Below are 17752 nucleotides of genomic sequence, written 5' to 3' on the forward strand. Positions count from 1 at the left end.
TTGGTTAGAAATAAACATTACCATAGACACTATGCTTTAGCTGAAAAATATTGGAAAGATCTTTTAGGTGATTATATTACTCTAGCAAGAGTTCCTAATGATTTTCTAAAGGAAGATAATTGCAAATTCAATATGATTCAGAAGAGTGTAAAGAAATCGGTATATAACGATATATTAATATATTGTGATGAAAATAATCTTTCTCTTGAAGCGGTATTAGATACTATTTATGGTATAGTTCTTCAGAGATTTACATATGAAGATGATGTTGTTTTTGGAAAAGGCCATACTCTAATGCCAATTAGGATAAGGACTAAAAATCCAAAAGAAAAATTTGTCGATTTGTGTAGAAAAGTAATGATACAGTCAGAAGAATCAAAGGAATACGATTATTTCATGCTTTCTCAAGAAGGTTATAAAAATGCTCTCAATGACAAATTAGTCAATACGGGTTTTATAGTAAATATACTTGGAGAGAAGAAGACAAAATCTGAGCAATTAAAAAGAATAGATATGTATATGAAAATAACTGTTTCAAATGGTCTTAGAATAAAGTTCATGTACAAATCATGTTTCTATGATAAAAGAACTGCAAGAAGTGTAGTTTACTTATTTAAATATATTTTAAGACAAGTTATTTACGACAAAGATATAAAACTTGATGAAATTCAGAATATGAAAAAGGAACATAAAGAAAACTTTTCTCATATGTTCGATAAAAATAGATTTGATTTCGATATTAATATTGATTATGTAGAACTATTAAAAAATCAAGTTAAAAAGACTCCTGACAGAATTGCGATTTCTGATCATGAAGCCAATATAACATATAGTGAAATGGACAGAATAACGGATAAAATAGCAGCTTATTTGAATCATATCGGTATAGGAGAAGGTGATACAGTAGCAGTTCTTCAGCAGAGAAACAAAAATGTAGTTCTATCTGCAATAGCTACTTTAAAGGCAGGGGCAATTTTCTTTCCTATAGATAGAACTAATCCAGATGAAAGATTAGGTTACCTTCTAGAAGATGGAGAAGCTAAAATTATATTGGCATGTAAATCAATGATGCCGAGGATAAATAAGAGATTTCCTGATTATAAGGTATTGAGTATAGAAAATGAAGACCTTATAAATCATGATTATGAAATAACAGGCAAGATATACCCAGAAAATGAAGCCTACAGAATATCTACTTCAGGCACTACAGGCAGACCGAAATGTATAAGCATAAGACATGATAGTCTGATGAACATGTGTTATTATTCTATAAATTATGTTAAAGCAAATAAAAATGATAGGTGTGGAGTTTATTTAAGTTTCAGTTTTGATGCAATAATGAAACAAATTTTTCCATATCTTTTGGTGGGTGCTTGTGTAGACATACTTCCAGAATACGCAAGAATAAATGAAAAAGAAGTAGAAGGATATTGCCTGAGAAAAGGGGTTACAATTCTTGCCCTACCAGCAATAATGGGTAAACTCTTTATGATGAATTGCCCATGTCCAGGACTAAGGGTTCTTCAAGTTGGTGGAGATAAATTTAAGGGCTATGTTAAGCGTGACTATGAAATATATAATGAATACGGTCCTGCTGAATTTACAGTTTTATGCACTCAGTTTAATGTAGATAAATATTATGACTTGGTACCTGTAGGCAAACCTATATATAATACAGAAGCATACATACTTGACAAGAACAATAATGTTTGTGCAATAGGTGTTCCCGGAGAACTATGTCTATCTGGAATACAGATTTCTAATGGATATTTAAATAGAAAAGAGCAAAATGATATTGTATTTGTAGACAATCCTTTTGCCCATAATAAATATACTCAGAAAATGTATAGAACAGGTGATTTAGCAAAGTGGATTGATGAAGATGGAACTATAGCTATACTCGGAAGAATGGACTCACAGATAAAAATAAATGGTATTAGAATAGAAATTTTTGAAATTGAAAATATGATAAATATGATACCTGAGATAAAAAATAGTGTAGTTGCCAAAAGAGAAGATGAAAATGGAGATAAGTACCTAGATGCCTATTTTGTTCCATATGATGATTATTATGATCCAGAGAAAGTAAGAAAATTCTTAGAAGATAATCTTCCTCCTCATATGATTCCTAAAAATATAACAAGATTATGTGTTATGCCAGTAACTCCTATTGGGAAAGTAGACAAAAAGGCATTACCAATAGTAGACTCAAACTAACCGTTTTATATTTAGAATTAATATGAGATATATCCACTATAAATTTAAAATATATTGAAATTAAAAACCCTCTATAAGGATATTGAATTAATATTTCAAATCTATATCCTGTTATAGAGGGTTTATTTTATATTTATAAACTTGTTTCTATTAATTTGTCAAGAAGTTCAGAATAGCTAATTCCTCTTGCATTGGCGCTCTTAGGTATTAGACTTGTTTCAGTCATTCCTGGAAGAGTATTAAGTTCAAGAAGATATATATCATCATCTTCTGTAATGATATAATCAACTCTTACATATCCCTTACAATTAAATGCTTCCCAACACATTTTAGAGCTTTGCTTAAGTTTCTTGTCAAGGTTTTCTGGCAATTCAACAGGAACTTCTTGTGCTCCATTAGTAGTAGAGTATTTTGCTTCATAATCAAAGAACTCATTGTCAGAAGTTATTCTAATAGTAGGGAATATCTCTCCATTTAATATAAATGAAGTGTGTTCTACACCCTTAACATATTTTTCTATCATTACTATTTCATCATATTTTAAACCTTCTTCTACGGCGTACTTAACATCTTCTTTCTTTTTTACACAAAATGTTGCAACACTAGAACCACCAGAATTAGGCTTGATAAATACAGGGTAGCCCATTTTGTCTATTGCATCATAATCAATTTCTTCTACGCTTTTTACTGTAAGCCAATCTGCAGTAAGTATTCCATTAGCTCTTGCAATTGTCTTTGTAAAATTCTTATCCATAAGAACAGCACTTGTAAGAGTATCACATCCACAGTATTTGATTCCCATAGCTTCAAGTATAGCTTGGATACGTCCATCTTCTCCAAACTTACCATGAAGACCTATAAGAGCAAGATCAGTATCAGCATCCAGTTTAAAAGCATCTGTCATCTCATCTATTTTAAAATCAACAACATCGTATTTGTTTCTATCTAGATTTTTTAGTATTGCTTTTCCCGAGTTTAAAGATACTTCTCTTTCTGAAGAAATACCTCCGTATATAACTGCAACTTTCATAATTTATGCCTCCTAAATGTGAATAAATCTATAAATTAAAATTTTTAGACTAAAATCTACATACATAATTATATACATAATAAGTCAATTAATGCAAGAAAAATTTAAAAAAATAAGTAAAAACTTTCTTAAATATCTTTAAGGCATATGTTCGTAGGTTTAAGATGGCTTTTAAATTAAAATATTAAAAAACAGTCTTTGCATGATATAAAAGCATATAAAAATCATTATAAAAAATTTCAAATTCAGATAAAAAACAATAAAAATTTCAATTAAACAATTTGTATAAATTGGCAAGAAGAAAGTATTTTTTAATATTTATAAATTTAATATATCAGAAAATTTTTTATAGTATTTTCTCCAAGTATAGAGTGAAATATTTTTATTAGACAAAAATAAGCTAAGTGAATTTCCATTTATGATTTTTAAAGGGTTTCTTTTCTGGGTAAGTTAGACTTAAGAAAGAAAATAAATATTTACTAACTAGTATAATCTTAAAAAAATTTTAAAAAGAAAAATGTAGATATTTCAGTGCCTTTGGCCCTATGCTTGATAATGAACAGATAAAATGGTAAAATAATAATATTGTAGTTAAATATTAGGAGGATTTCAGATGAATGTTGAAATTATTTCTGTAGGGACAGAACTATTATTGGGAGATATCTTAAATACAAATGCACAATATCTTTCAAAAGAACTTGCAAATTTAGGTTTAAATGTGTATAAACAAGTAACTGTTGGAGATAATATAGATAGACTAGTAAATTGTTTTAAAGATGCTTTTGAAATATCTGGAGCGGATATGGTGATTACTACTGGTGGACTTGGGCCAACAGGAGATGATATTACTAAAGAAGCAGCAGCCAAATATTTTGGACAAGAACTTATTTTAGATGAAAAGTCATGGGAAGAAATAAAGGAAAAATGTGCAAAATTTAGTGGTGGTATGGATAAAATACCAGAAAATAACATCAAACAAGCGATGTTTCCTAAGGAAGCGGATATTATAAAAAATGATCATGGAACAGCCCCAGGTGCTTTATTTAAAAAAGATTCTAAAAAAATTCTAGTAATGCCTGGACCACCTAGAGAAATGAAGGCGATGTTTGTAGAACAAGTGCTTCCAATACTACAGGGAAATTCCAATGTAATACTGAAATCAAAATACATAAGATTTTTTGGAATAGGAGAATCAGCTCTTGAAATAGAGTTAAAACAAATTCTCGAAGAACAAACAAATCCTACAGTGGCTCTTTATGCTAAAGATGCAGAAGTTATGATAAGAGTTACTGCAGGTGCAGACTCAGCTGAAGAATGTGATAAACTTCTTGATAGTAAAATAAAAGAAATATCTGATATATGCGGAAAGTATATATACCTAATAGGAGACGATACTATTTCATCATCTCAAACTGAAATGGACAAAGTTGTTGCAAAACTTCTTGTAGAAAAAGATCTCACTATATCAGTTGCAGAATCGTGTACAGGAGGATTAGTGGCGTCTAACCTAATAAACTACCCTGGAATATCTAAAGTTCTTCTTGAAGGCTGTGTAACGTATTCAAACGAAGCTAAAATGATGAGACTTGGAGTAAAGAAAGAAACACTGGACAAGTATGGTGCAGTAAGTAGTCAGACAGCCAAGGAGATGGCCGAAGGGATAGCGAAATCTTTGAACTCAGATATAGGCGTTTCTACTACAGGTATAGCTGGACCAGATGGTGGAAGCGATGAAAAACCAGTGGGACTAGTATATTTTGGTATATACTATAAGGGAGAAACTTTTTCAGTGAGAAGGATATTTAGCGGAGATAGAATAAAAGTAAGGGAAAGAGCTGCAAGGGAAGCTCTAAATCAAGTTCGACTTTTACTTTTAAAAAATAAAGAACGATAATTGGAGGTAATATGATAAAGCATATTTTTTGTGACCTGGATGGAACACTTTATAGAGATGGTATAACAGAGAAAGATAAGGAATCAATTCGTCTAGCTCAAGAAAACGGAATAATGTTCCATATAGCAACAGGAAGAGTGTACAGTCATACTGTCTCAATAATTGAAGAAGCTGATGTAAAAGGCTACTCAATATGCGAAAATGGATCATTTATTTATAATAATGATGGAGAGTGTATCTATAGAGGAACACTTGATGATATGCAGATAAATAAGATAATTAATCTGTATAACAGTCTTGATTATATTGAAAAAAACGATGATATTATATATTTCAAGTACGATGGGAAGATTATTGTAGCCGTTGATGGTTCAGCTGTTGAATATTTTTCAAGAGGCTACACAGTAGAAAGTGACATATTAGAGAGAGATACTTATAATTCGGCAGTAGGTAATATAGGTATTCTTTCAAATAACCATGAAAAGCTAGAAAAGCTTGTAGAAGATTTTAAGGCGCATTTTGGAAGTGATTTTGATATTTATATTTCAGGACCAACAACTATGAATATTGTTCCAAGGGGCGTATCGAAGTTAGAAGCAATTAGAATAGTTTGTAAGAGACTAGGAGCTTCTCTTGATGAAATAATGACTATAGGAGATTCACCTAATGACATATGCATGCTAAGAAATATAAAGATGAGTTTTGCTATGTCAGATTCAAAAGATAGTGTGAAATCTGAAGCTGGATTTGAAACACCATCTGTAGCAGATGCTGTTAAAATGGCAATAGATTTTAACAACGAAATGGCGGGAGTTTAAATAATTAAGACATTGGATACATAATCAATTGTATTTGTATTTTAAGATAGGTGGTTGAATAAAATGTTTTTTAATTTTAATTTGAATGACTTGTATAGAAAAGAAAATAGCAAAAAGCTTATAATTCTCGGAGTGATACTTCTTGCAATAGGCGCTAACTGCATTTCTAGGAAAACTATGGGACTTCGTGTTTTTTCATGGGGAATTGCCATAGCATTTTTATATGGTGCTTGGATTTGTCTTAAAGAAGTAAATCAGTTGAGAAGTTACGCATCGAAAAAAGAAATAAATAGATTTAGAATAACGGGGATAATACTTTTAGTAGTTGCTATTTTACTAGCTGTATTTCCAGTTCAGGTAAATATATTGCTTTCTATGGCTGCAGGTATATATATACTTATATATGAATTTTTAAGCTATAGAAGAAATAGAAGATATGCTTATTATAGTGTAGGACCATGGAAGGTTACGAAGATAGTTATAGGAATATTATTGCTGGTATCTCCGCTTTTCCTTACTAGATTTTTAGTTGTAATACTTTCTATGATTTCTATTATATTTGGTATAAACTTCTTAACCGCTGGATTGGGTATGAGAAGTAATAATGAGAGGTTTTAAATGGAAGAATTTAAGCATAAGATTGAAAACAAAAGATACCATACATGGAACTATTATTTGAGACAAAAGTTTGGATGTAAGGTTTTTAAAGTTTCAATCAATGCAGGGTTTACATGCCCTAATATAGACGGAAAAATTGGATATGGAGGTTGTACATATTGCAGCAAAGAAGGTTCAGGAGACTTTGCTGGAAACCCTAAAGATAACCTTGTAAAACAGTTTTATGATATTCGTGAAATGATGAGTAAAAAGTGGAAAGATGCTAAATATATAGGTTATTTTCAGGCATTTACCAATACATATGCTCCAGTTGATGTTTTAAGAGAAAAGTTTGAAACTATACTAGAACAGGAAGATGTAGTAGGCTTATCTATTTCTACAAGACCCGATTGTATAGAAGATGATGTACTTGAGTATCTTGCGGAATTGAATACTAGAACAAATCTTTGGGTAGAACTGGGTCTTCAAAGTGTCCATGAATCCACATCTAAAATAATAAATAGAGGGCACGATTTCAAAGTTTTTGAAGATTGTGTGGAAAGACTAAGAAAACATAATATAGATGTTGTAGTTCACATTATAGATGGTTTACCTGGTGAAACTCATGACATGATGATTGAAACTGCAAAGACTGTGTCTAAGATGGATATTCAAGGTATAAAGATACATCTTTTACACGTAATAAAAGATACACCTATGGCAAATATGTTGGAAAAGGGCAATATGAAACTTTTAGAAAAAGATGAGTATGTAAATATTGTATGTGACCAGCTTGAAATACTTCCACAGGAAATAGTAATTCATAGACTTACAGGTGATGGAAAGAAAGAAAACTTAGTAGGTCCTTTATGGAGTTTAAAAAAATGGGAAGTTTTAAATGCTATAGATGACGAATTAAAAAGAAGAAATAGTTGGCAAGGAAAATACTATAAATAGCTTTTTCTTTTTGTTATTTTAAAGAAAATAATTATTTATTGAAAATGAAATTTAAAAAAACTGTATAATTTGAGTTTCTTAAGAATTTATTAAGCTAAAATTTATAAAAATATAATGTTGAAACTATTGAAAAATCATGCTTTACATATTACAATCATATTAGAGACTGAAATCTCATTATATTTTGAAATGAAGGTGATGGACAATGATGATGAAGACGCATATAATTATCTCTAAATCATTATTAGACAATATAGACGATAATAAACAGTTTTTTTTAAATAACAAAAGTTTTATATATGGTAATATAAAACCAGATATTTTCTCTAAATATAAATTGCAAAAGCATTATTTAGATGAATCATATGACATGGTAAGAAGCAAAATCGAGTATTTAAGCAACTTGGATCTAGATACACTCGAGAAGTACTATACAAAAAATGAATTTTCTCAAGAAATGGGAGTTGTATGTCATTTTTTAGCAGACTTTTTTTGTGTTGCTCACAGTGAAAGATGGGAGTTTAAACACAGTTTGAAGATTCATGTAAAGTACGAGAATGGTCTTACCAAGGTCGCTAAGGACTACAATTTGAAAAATGATAGAAGACAGTATGTCGATGATGTAGATTCTTTCTTTGAAAAGCTGTATCGTGAATATAAAAATAATGGTAACTTTGAAGAGAATGATTTAAAATATGCAGCGTATATATGTAATACTGTTACAAATTATGTTCTAGAAAGGATTTTAGACAATACTATAAAATCTCACACAGTAGCATAAGATGAAAGTTTAAGGAGGATTTTTATCCTCCTTTTAAATTAATATAGGTATAAATATCTTTCTTAAAAAAGAGGTGATTATATGATGCAATATATTGAACATATACTATATCTAGCTAAGGACTACTGGTTGCTATCAATTACACTGGGTTTTTTAGCAGCCTTTATAGAGAGTTTTATTCCAGCACTTCCATTGATGGCTATAGCTGCTATTAATGCTGCTATTAATGGTTTTATAGTAGGTTTTATAACTTCATGGTTAGGATCATGTGTTGGTACAATAGCTGTTTTTTTTGTTATAAAAAAAGTATTTGATACTGAATTTTTTCAAAAACATTGGTTGCTCAAGGCAAAAGATAAGCTAGATGGTATGATAAAAAAGGTGCAAAACTCTGAATTTAAAGCACTTTTTGTTTTTTATGCAATACCTGTTCTTCCAAGCTCACTTCTTACCCTTGCATCTGCAATGTGTGAGATAGAGTACAAGGTTTTTATTCCACCTATGATGTTTGGTAAGTTCCTTATGATGTTCTGGGTAAGCTATGTAGGTAGCGATATTACTGGATTTTTAAAAAATCCGCTAAAGATAGCAGTTGTTTTGGCTATGACTGTAGGATCTTATATTATAGCTAACAAGATGAAAAAGGATATGGAAACACATGAAGATGCTGCTATGATAGAATACAAAAGAATAAAATACAAAAGAAGAATTAAAAAAGAAAATGATAAAATGCTAGTAAAGCACACAAATGAAAATAAATTAACTCCAAAATATGTTCCAGATTTTTTTATGGATTTAATAAGAAGATTATTGGAGTTTTTTAAGAGGTAGAGAGGTAAATATGGCAAAACAAAAATATTATGCAGTAAAGAATGGAAAGATAAAAGGTGTTTATTTAACATGGAAGGATTGCCAGTCTATGGTAATAGGTTATCCTAATGCTGTATATAAATCTTTTGAAGATCCACATGAAGCGATGGATTTTTTAGTAGGGGAAAAAACTTCAGTTAGAAAAGATAAAAAGCTTGATAAAGTAGAAAATATAGACGATGAAGTTTTGGATAAAGATAGAGATGAAAATTATGAATTTACTATAGATAAAGATACGATAGAAGCATATGTAGACGGAAGTTTTGATGCAAGTCAAAAAAAATATGGTTCTGGTGGAGTTTTGATAAAAAACGGAAAAGTTATAGATAGTTTTTCTAAAGAAGGTAAAAATTTAGATAGTGTATCTATGAGAAATGTAGCTGGTGAAATAGAAGCATCTATGTATGCAATGGAATATTGTGTAGATAATGGTTATTCAAAGCTTGTTTTGTATTTTGATTACAATGGAATCGAAAAGTGGTGCACTGGAGAATGGAAAGCAAATAAAAAAGGAACAAAAGATTATAAGAAATTTTACGATGAAATAAGTGATAAACTTGAAGTAAAGTTCGTAAAAGTAAAAGCACACACTGGCGTTGAATATAATGAAATGGCAGACAAGTTGGCAAAAGAATCTATTTTTGGTAAATAAGTTGAAAAATAATTAGATTTAGGGCGTAAATAACTAGCTTAAATCAAAATTTTTAAAAATTTGTTAAAAATATTAAAAAATTAATTGATAAAAGTGTCATAATTTGATATTATAATAGTAGTGGTGAAATTATGACACTGTTTTGTGTTATAAAACAAATTTTGAACGAAAGGATGGTGAAAATATTGAAAGATATAATTATAAAGATTACTAGTTTTTTTAGTCGTGCAATAAGATACTTCGTATTTTCAACATTGTTGTCGTTCAGCGTATGCATAGTTCTTATAATAGCCAATTTCTTTATGGGAGTAAGGGTATCAGTAGGTTTCTACTTTATGCTTACAGCTTTATTTGACTTGGCGCTGACTGCTTTACTATGTATCTACAACAGTCACAAAATGTTTATTCCAATTAATAAGCCTCTCATTAAGAAACTTGAAAGAGAAAAGGTTGAGAGAGCGAGAAGGGCAAAAAGAGAAAAGAGAAGAGGCAGAAACGCTTCTTAAATATAAGGCACAGCTTAGGTTGTGCTTTTTTTATTTTTAAAATAAGAAAAAATATTATTTTGTTAGCAAATACTTATTGTGTATAAGTTATTTTTGTCTAGTTCTAATAGTTTCATATAATTATTTCTATTATACAATTTTAAATCATTAAAAATTTAATATTTTTTGAAAACAGAAGAAATAGAATAATCAGAGTTTAAACTTAAAAGAACGTATGTTCTAAAATAAAACATGTTAAATATAACTAACGGATTTTGTTAAATATGTTAAATATATTGTAAACATATGTTCTTAAAATGAAAAATAAATGCGAACGTTTGTTTTATCACGGATTATATCTTTTTTAAATACGCTATCTAAAAAGTTTTTATTATGAGAAAGCTTGATAGAATATTATATTTGATATTTCGATAAAAGATGTCAATGTATTAAAAATAAATAAAAATTAATCTTATAACAGAGAAGATAAGTAGCTTGCCCTTAAAAAGCTCCAAGAGTCTATATAAGACATTTAATTATCTGTACAGTGCATTTCATCGAATAGCTAAAAAAACTTGTTAAAATCCTTGTAGAGCTTTTAAAAGTGTCTTTTAATTTTATATCTTTTAAAAATAATAGCTATTTTGAAAAAATATATTTATAAGTTTTTATTTAAACTTTAATTTTTAATATTTGTAAAAAAACAGAAAAAAAGAATTTAATTAAAAGAAAAGTATTATAAAAACACAAAAAAATAAAAAAATATTCCTTATAGACTAATATATAGATATTTTTTATTTAAGAACTTTAATTTTGGGGAATAATTGTAGTAAGGAAAAAGTATAGGTTAAAGTATGAATGTATTGATTACAGCTAGTTTAATATGGTATAATTATTACCGTTAAAGTGTTTTTAAGCGAATACTTTTTATACTTAACCATATTGAAAATAAAAGGGTAAATTGCTTAAAAACATTCCGAATTTTAAGAAAGGAGAGTCTATGAATAAATATTTTGTTTTAAAATGTTTATCTACATAGAAAAAAATGGATGAACTTTTTCAAAAGAAACAAGAAAATGATAATAGTTGCGTCGACGGTTTTAGCTGTTTTGATGATAGCGACAGGAGTATTAGCTTCACAAGCTTATTCAGATAAAATAGCAAAAAATGTAATTGTAGCAGGTGTTAATATAGGTGACTTGAATAAAAAAGAGGCTTTGAATACACTTAAAAAAGAAGGTAAGTTCAAAAATATCACTTTGAAATACAAGGATCAAAAATGGACTGTTCCTGAAAGTGATATTAATCTAAAGATAGATTTCAATAAGACTGTGGAAGATGCATACAAATATAATAAGGGAAATGGATTTTTTACTGATCTTGGAAGAACTTTAAAATCAGACTTTGGGCATGAAAATAAAATAAACTTGTCTATGGAATATGATAAAAAAGCTCTTGAAAATAAAATGAATGAAATAAAAGGAAAGTTAGACAGTCCAGTAAAGAATGCTACTGTAGATATAGTAGATGAAAAGGTTAAGATTATTCCAGAAGAATCAGGGAGAGATATGAATGTATATTCTTCCCTTAACAAAACTGTAAATAATTTAAAGAAAAATATCTTTGAAACTGAACTTGTTGTGAAATTAAATCCAGCAAGTTTAAAAGCTGCAGAGTTAAAGGGCATAGATACTCTATTAGGTTCTTATGAAACAACTTATGGTGGGATGGAAAATAGAGATTACAATATAAAAAAATCTACTATTGAATCAGGTGGAATGCTTTTAAAACCAGGTGAAGAGTATTCTTTTAATGGAATTACTGGAGAAAAGACTATAGAAAACGGCTATAAAAGTGCTCCCATAATAGAAAGTGGTAAACTAGTTCCAGGAATTGGTGGAGGAGTATGTCAGACTTCTTCTACAATTTTTAATACTGCACTTCTTTCTGGTATGGAAATAACAAATAGAAGAAACCATACAATTCCTTCAGACTATGTAAGTTTAGGAAGAGATGCAATGGTAGTAGACGGAAATCCAGGGCAAGATTTTAAATTTAAGAATCCATTTAAGCATCCTGTTTACATTAAAAACTATGTATCAGGGAACAAAATTGGTTCACAGATTTTTGGATTTAAAGAAGATAAGCAAAATATAAAAATAAGTACAGAGATGCTGGGTTCATTTGGAGGTGGAAGTAAGACTATAACAGATCCATCACTTCCAGCAGGTAAGAGAGTAGTTGAAAAGCCTGCAAGATCTGGATACAATGTAGTAACATATAGAAGCTATTTAGATGAAAATGGTAAAATTATAAAGACTGAAAAGGTAGCCAATAGCAGTTATCCATCTCAAACAGGTATTATAAGAGTAGGTGCTGCTGTTAAAAAAACACCGACGCCAAGTGCTAAACCTTCAAAACAGGCTAAACCAGCAGTTAATCCTCAGCAACAAGCTCCACAAGGGGCTACTCAGCAAACACAAGCTAGATAGTTTTTTAAATTAAATGCTTTTAGCAGAATTTGTTAAAAATCAACAACTTTGTTAAAAATAGCAGTATAAAAAATAGAAAATGAAAAATAATATTTTTATATTTAAGTAAATTAAAAAAAGATATGAGATAAAAAGCCTAATTTTAGGCTTTTTATTTTTGTAAAAATTGCATAATTTTTTGCAAAATCAAATAAGATGGTATAAAATATAAAAGAGATATTTATAGAATTTGGAGGAGAATATGAGCCAGGTTAGAGATAGGTTGCGTGAGCACCCAAGTTTAAGAGTTGGAACAATGGTATTAGGACTAGTCATTTCATCAATAGGTGTAAATGGTTTTTTAAGACAAGCACACCTTTTAAGTGGTGGAGTTACAGGATTCGCTACTGCGATTAACTATTTGACGGGACTAAATGTAGGTCTTATGACTTTTATACTTAATATTCCAATATTTGTTTTAGGTTTTATATACCTAAAGAAAGATTTTTGTATTTTAAGTTTGATCAACATGGTGATTTATTCACTGATTTTAGGACTTACTCAGGATATAGGTCATTTTATACCTGTAGACGATAAGTTTCTGCAAACAATATACGGAGGCTTTATGAATGGTCTTGGTATAGGTCTAGTATTTAGAGCTAGAGCATCTACTGGAGGAACTGATATAATAGCAGCAATTCTTAAAATAAAAAAGAATTTAGAAGTTAAAAATACAAGTTTTGCTGCAAATGTAGTGGTTGTTCTTTGTGGAAGTATGATATTTGGATTGGACTTAGGACTATATACATTGATAGGATTCTATGTAAGCTCACTTGCACTTGGATTTATTAAAGATGCAATGAACTACCAAAAGGCTCTTATTATAATATCTAATAAACCAAAAGAAATAGCAGATGATATTATGAAAGAACTAATAAGAGGTGTTACTTTCCTTCATGCAGAGGGAGCATACACAGGAGAAAGTAAGAAATTGATATATACAATCGTATCTTCTAACGAGATACCAAAAATAAAGGAAATAGCTTTTAAACATGATCCGAAGGCATTTGTTACCATTAATGAAGTTAATGAAGTTAAGGGGCGAGGGTTTAAATCAAAAGACTTATAAAAAAATTAAGACCAGCATATAAAAGCTGGTCTTATTTTTTTTAGTAATGGACTTGATTTAAAAAGATATAATAATAAAGAGATAATAAATATATTATATCTTATGCTATTTAAGAAAATTTTAAAAAACAAAAAAATAAAGTAGGAGTTGTAATGTTTAAAAATTTCTTTACTGTAATAAGCATATAAAAAATTGCTATATGCTTACTATATGATAAAAAAAAGTAATAAACATTAATAATATTTATTAGAGAAGTAATATGTACAGCAAACATTTATATACCTTAGCGGCAAAATTTATGGTACAATAGATATATATGACATTTTGTTTACACAAATTTAAGAATGGAGGGAATTTATTTGAGCTTATCAAAGAACTATGTAGAACTTTATAGCAACTATTTTAAAGAAATAGATGATATAAAGAAAAGTTTAAAATTGTTCAAAACAAAGAAGAATAATGCTCTGAAAAAAGGTATTTTTGCTTCTGATGAAGAAGTATACAAACTAGAAACTCAATTACTGGGTGAACCTTCAGATAAGATAGAGAAACTTATAGAAGAAAAAAAAGCAGATAACGAATACGTAGAGTTACAAAAAGAAGAAATATCAAAGAATAAAAACTTAGCTGACGTACTTAATATATTAGAAGACTCAGAAAATGATAGATTAGAAAAAGCAAGAGAAAATGATATGGTACAGATATACAGATTCAAAAATGGAGATATGTATATTGGTAGACTTTTAGATGGAAAGATGACAGGCATTGGTTCATATATATTCTCGCCAGATAGTGATGAAAATGATGGAACAATAAATACTGAATATATAGGTAATTTCTTAAATGGAATAAGAGATGGTAAAGGTGTTTTTACCTTTTCAAATGGAAATGAATATATAGGTAACTTCAAAAGTAATAAGAGTAATGGTGTTGGAAGAATGAAGTACAACAACGGTGATGAGTACTTAGGAAATTGGGTTGACGGTAAGAAAGATGGACTTGGAATTTACACATGGAAAGATGGATATATCTATATGGGAGATTTTAAGGACAGCAAAATGGACGGAGTAGGTTCGTGTTTCAACTCAAAAGGTGAACTTGTATACGATGGAGAATGGAAAAGAGGTCAGATACACGGAAATGGAAGGTATATCTGGAACAAAAACAAGTGGTATGAAGGAGAGTTTCAGCAGGGACAGAAGCATGGAACAGGAACTTTCTACTTAAATAATGAACCAGTTTATACAGGAACATGGAAGTATGACAAACCATCTATTTTTGATAAAAGCTTTGATGAAATTTTTGCGAATTTCTAAAATATACTTAGGAGGCAGTTAAATGGATAAATTGATTTTGAAATCATGTAAGTTTTATGGCTATCATGGTTCAGCCGACGGTGAAAGATTGTTCGGACAACCTTTTGTAGTCGACATTGAACTATATTTGGCTAGTAACATTGCAGGAGAGACGGATTCATTTAAGGACGCTGTTGACTACGGAAGAGTTTATGATATAATTGAAGACTATGTTGAAAACAAGTCTTTTTCCTTAGTAGAATGTCTTGCAGAAGAAATTGCAAAAGCAGTTTTTAAAGAGTTTGATATTATTAGAGGACTTAAGTTAGCTATTAAAAAGCCACAAGCAAAACTTGTTGGTAAGTATGAGTATGTAGCTATAGAAATAGAAAGATTCAGAGACTAAAGTCAAGAGGTTTCATGTTATTCATTTAGGAAGCATGAAACCTTATCAATTTTATGTGATTATTTGTTAAATAGAATTGTTGAAGTAATGTTTATTTTATTTTTTAGAGCATATTATAAGGAGTTTTTAATAGAACAAAGTTTTAAAAAAATATAAAATTAATGCTTTTAAACAGTGTGATTATAATACAATTAGAAAAAAAATAAAAATAATTGGAAAATAAAAAAGGAGTTTCGAAACTTTTGTCGAAGTATATATACTATAGCCTTGACAAATATTTTGTTTAGTGTGACAATATAATGTTGTCGGTAATAAAGGATGATATTAATGGATGATTTGAAAGATGTAATTGAAGAAATTAAGGTCAGAAATGATATTTCAGAAGTGATTTCTGATTATATTCAACTTAGACCTTCGGGGTCTAATTATAAGGGCTTATGTCCTTTTCATAATGAAAAGACACCTTCATTTCATGTAAGTACATCTAAACAGATATACAAGTGTTTTGGATGCGGTGAAGGTGGAGATGTTATTTCCTTTATAATGAAAGTAGAAAATCTTGAGTTTATGGACGCGGTGAAATTTTTAGCCAATAGATGTGGTATAGAAATCAATACAAATATTGATGAAAATACAAAGAAGAAGTTGGAAAAGATAAAAAGGTTTCAAGAAATCCACGTAGTAGCGGCAAGATTTTTTTATATTAATCTAATGCAAAAAAATAATACGGGATACAAGTATCTTATTAAAAGAGGGCTTGATGAAAAAACTATAAAAAGTTTTGGACTAGGTTATTCTCTTGATTCTTGGGATTCATTGAAGAATTTTTTGCTAAAGAGTGGATATTCTATTGAGGAAATAAAGGAATGTGGACTTGTAGGTCAAAGTAAAAAGAATAACAATTATTTTGATAAATTTAGGAACAGGGTCATGTTTCCTATTTTTGACTACAAGGGAAATGTAATAGGGTTTGGCGGTAGAGTTTTAGATGATTCTTTACCAAAGTATCTTAATTCAGAAGATACAATAATATTTAATAAGAGATATAATTTGTATGGTCTTAACTTTGCTAGGAAACATATAGGTAACAGTAGAACCCTTATTCTAGTAGAGGGATATATGGACTTAATATCCATGTATCAATACGGTGTTAAAAATGTAGTTGCAACGCTAGGAACAGCACTTACAGATGCACAGGGACAACTTATTAAAAAGTTTGCAGATAATGTAGTTCTTTCTTATGATTCTGACCAAGCTGGAATAAATGCTTCTCTTAGGGCTATAAATATATTAGAGAAGTGCAATTTAAAGGCAAAGGTATTAGATTTAGGAAAAAGTAAGGATCCAGATGAATTTGTAAGGGCAAATGGACTTGATGAAATGTTGAAAAAAGTGGAAAATGCAAGTGATGCATTAAAGTTTAGGTTGGATACACTCTATTCTTCTCATGATCAATCTAATCCTGAGGAAACAATGGAATTTCTTCAGAAGGCTGTAAATATACTTAGTTATATAAAAAGTCCCATAGAACTTGATTTTTATATTAAGTATCTATCAGAGCTTACTAAGACTGCTCCAGAAGTAATAAGATCAGAACTGAATTTAACTGGAAAAAGAAAAACATCAAAAGAAAAATTTAAAAAACAAGAATTTGTTAAAATAAAAAAAGAAAAAGATGTTGAAGATGGAAACATTTTTATTGAGAGAAATCTGATAAAGGCCATGATGGTAAGTAAGAAAGCTAGAGAAATAATACCACTAAAGGTAGGTATAGATCAGATTATTGACGAAAGTGATAAAAAAGTGTATTCTAAAGTTTTAGCATCAAACAAAATGGGCATGATAAGAATAGAAGACTTAAATGATACTTCTTTAGATGTCGATTACTTGAGAAAGCTTGATGCTGTAGATTTGTCAGAAATAAATCTTGATGACGTACACGAAATAAATAAAATAGTTAATCAACTTTTGAAACTTAATTCAAAAGAAAAAATAAATAAACTATCTAAGAGACAAAAAGTTCTCGAAGATAGGAGAAAGACAATAGAAGATAATACAGAGGAAGCAAAAGAGGTAGATTTGGAAATTATGAAAATAGCTTTAGAGATAGTATCTGAAAACAAAAAATTGAAATCATTTTAGGGGGGAGG

The 17752-nt window shown here is 29.4% G+C and carries 15 protein-coding genes; 14 read left to right on the forward strand and 1 reads right to left on the reverse strand.

What is annotated here, in order from left to right:
- On the forward strand, positions 1-2217 hold the full coding sequence (locus BMY82_RS00840; RefSeq protein ID WP_091973346.1) for an AMP-binding protein: 2217 nt from the start codon (positions 1-3) through the stop codon (positions 2215-2217).
- Between the two features lie 133 nt (positions 2218-2350).
- Here BMY82_RS00840 and BMY82_RS00845 read toward each other — a convergent pair whose 3' ends face one another.
- Positions 2351-3247, reverse strand: coding sequence for a D-alanine--D-alanine ligase (locus BMY82_RS00845; protein WP_091973349.1), 897 nt, complete (start codon positions 3245-3247; stop codon positions 2351-2353).
- Between the two features lie 613 nt (positions 3248-3860).
- Here BMY82_RS00845 and BMY82_RS00850 point away from each other — a divergent pair.
- The 13 genes from BMY82_RS00850 to dnaG all read left to right on the forward strand — a co-directional run bounded on the left by BMY82_RS00850 (position 3861) and on the right by dnaG (position 17744).
- Complete coding sequence (locus BMY82_RS00850; protein WP_091973352.1) at positions 3861-5141, forward strand: competence/damage-inducible protein A; 1281 nt, start codon at positions 3861-3863, stop codon at positions 5139-5141.
- A gap of 11 nt (positions 5142-5152) precedes the next feature.
- Positions 5153-5959, forward strand: coding sequence for an HAD family hydrolase (locus BMY82_RS00855; protein WP_091973355.1), 807 nt, complete (start codon positions 5153-5155; stop codon positions 5957-5959).
- A gap of 63 nt (positions 5960-6022) precedes the next feature.
- Positions 6023-6577, forward strand: coding sequence for a DUF308 domain-containing protein (locus BMY82_RS00860; RefSeq protein ID WP_091973358.1), 555 nt, complete (start codon positions 6023-6025; stop codon positions 6575-6577).
- Positions 6578-7513, forward strand: coding sequence for a tRNA modification radical SAM protein MnmL/YtqA (locus BMY82_RS00865; protein ID WP_091973361.1), 936 nt, complete (start codon positions 6578-6580; stop codon positions 7511-7513).
- Between the two features lie 205 nt (positions 7514-7718).
- Entirely contained in the window at positions 7719-8294 is a 576-nt protein-coding gene (locus BMY82_RS00870) for a zinc dependent phospholipase C family protein (protein ID WP_091973366.1), read from the forward strand.
- An 81-nt stretch (positions 8295-8375) separates the two neighbouring features.
- On the forward strand, positions 8376-9125 hold the full coding sequence (locus BMY82_RS00875; protein WP_242938877.1) for a TVP38/TMEM64 family protein: 750 nt from the start codon (positions 8376-8378) through the stop codon (positions 9123-9125).
- A gap of 10 nt (positions 9126-9135) precedes the next feature.
- A complete protein-coding gene (locus tag BMY82_RS00880; RefSeq protein ID WP_091973369.1) occupies positions 9136-9816 on the forward strand; it encodes a ribonuclease H1 domain-containing protein in 681 nt (226 codons plus the stop codon).
- Between the two features lie 185 nt (positions 9817-10001).
- Entirely contained in the window at positions 10002-10322 is a 321-nt protein-coding gene (locus tag BMY82_RS00885; protein WP_091973372.1) for a hypothetical protein, read from the forward strand.
- Between the two features lie 1055 nt (positions 10323-11377).
- Complete coding sequence (locus tag BMY82_RS00890; RefSeq protein WP_242938878.1) at positions 11378-12793, forward strand: VanW family protein; 1416 nt, start codon at positions 11378-11380, stop codon at positions 12791-12793.
- A gap of 241 nt (positions 12794-13034) precedes the next feature.
- Complete coding sequence (locus BMY82_RS00895; protein WP_091973378.1) at positions 13035-13901, forward strand: YitT family protein; 867 nt, start codon at positions 13035-13037, stop codon at positions 13899-13901.
- Positions 13902-14260: 359 nt separating this feature from the next.
- Positions 14261-15217 (forward strand): MORN repeat-containing protein, encoded by a 957-nt coding sequence (locus BMY82_RS00900; RefSeq protein ID WP_091973381.1) that lies wholly within the window; start codon positions 14261-14263, stop codon positions 15215-15217.
- A 22-nt stretch (positions 15218-15239) separates the two neighbouring features.
- The gene (gene folB, locus BMY82_RS00905) at positions 15240-15602 is read left to right on the forward strand and encodes a dihydroneopterin aldolase (protein WP_091973384.1); all 363 of its coding nucleotides are present in this window, start codon (positions 15240-15242) and stop codon (positions 15600-15602) included.
- Positions 15603-15929: 327 nt separating this feature from the next.
- Positions 15930-17744, forward strand: a complete 1815-nt coding sequence (dnaG, locus tag BMY82_RS00910) for a DNA primase (protein ID WP_091973387.1) — start codon at positions 15930-15932, stop codon at positions 17742-17744.
- Positions 17745-17752 lie beyond the last annotated feature (8 nt).

It is taken from the genome of Peptostreptococcus russellii (assembly GCF_900110295.1).
Taxonomy (GTDB): Bacteria; Bacillota; Clostridia; order Peptostreptococcales; family Peptostreptococcaceae; genus Peptostreptococcus; species Peptostreptococcus russellii_A.

Bases quoted from the DNA above. Each gene is read 5' to 3' on its own strand.
- BMY82_RS00875 (WP_242938877.1), top strand. From the start codon at position 8,376: ATGATGCAATATATTGAACATATACTATATCTAGCTAAGGACTACTGG.
- BMY82_RS00850 (WP_091973352.1), top strand. From the start codon at position 3,861: ATGAATGTTGAAATTATTTCTGTAGGGACAGAACTATTATTGGGAGAT.
- BMY82_RS00895 (WP_091973378.1), top strand. From the start codon at position 13,035: ATGAGCCAGGTTAGAGATAGGTTGCGTGAGCACCCAAGTTTAAGAGTT.
- BMY82_RS00860 (WP_091973358.1), top strand. From the start codon at position 6,023: ATGTTTTTTAATTTTAATTTGAATGACTTGTATAGAAAAGAAAATAGC.
- BMY82_RS00870 (WP_091973366.1), top strand. From the start codon at position 7,719: ATGATGATGAAGACGCATATAATTATCTCTAAATCATTATTAGACAAT.
- BMY82_RS00880 (WP_091973369.1), top strand. From the start codon at position 9,136: ATGGCAAAACAAAAATATTATGCAGTAAAGAATGGAAAGATAAAAGGT.
- BMY82_RS00855 (WP_091973355.1), top strand. From the start codon at position 5,153: ATGATAAAGCATATTTTTTGTGACCTGGATGGAACACTTTATAGAGAT.
- BMY82_RS00890 (WP_242938878.1), top strand. From the start codon at position 11,378: ATGATAATAGTTGCGTCGACGGTTTTAGCTGTTTTGATGATAGCGACA.
- folB (WP_091973384.1), top strand. From the start codon at position 15,240: ATGGATAAATTGATTTTGAAATCATGTAAGTTTTATGGCTATCATGGT.
- BMY82_RS00845 (WP_091973349.1), bottom strand. From the start codon at position 3,247: ATGAAAGTTGCAGTTATATACGGAGGTATTTCTTCAGAAAGAGAAGTA.
- dnaG (WP_091973387.1), top strand. From the start codon at position 15,930: ATGGATGATTTGAAAGATGTAATTGAAGAAATTAAGGTCAGAAATGAT.
- BMY82_RS00865 (WP_091973361.1), top strand. From the start codon at position 6,578: ATGGAAGAATTTAAGCATAAGATTGAAAACAAAAGATACCATACATGG.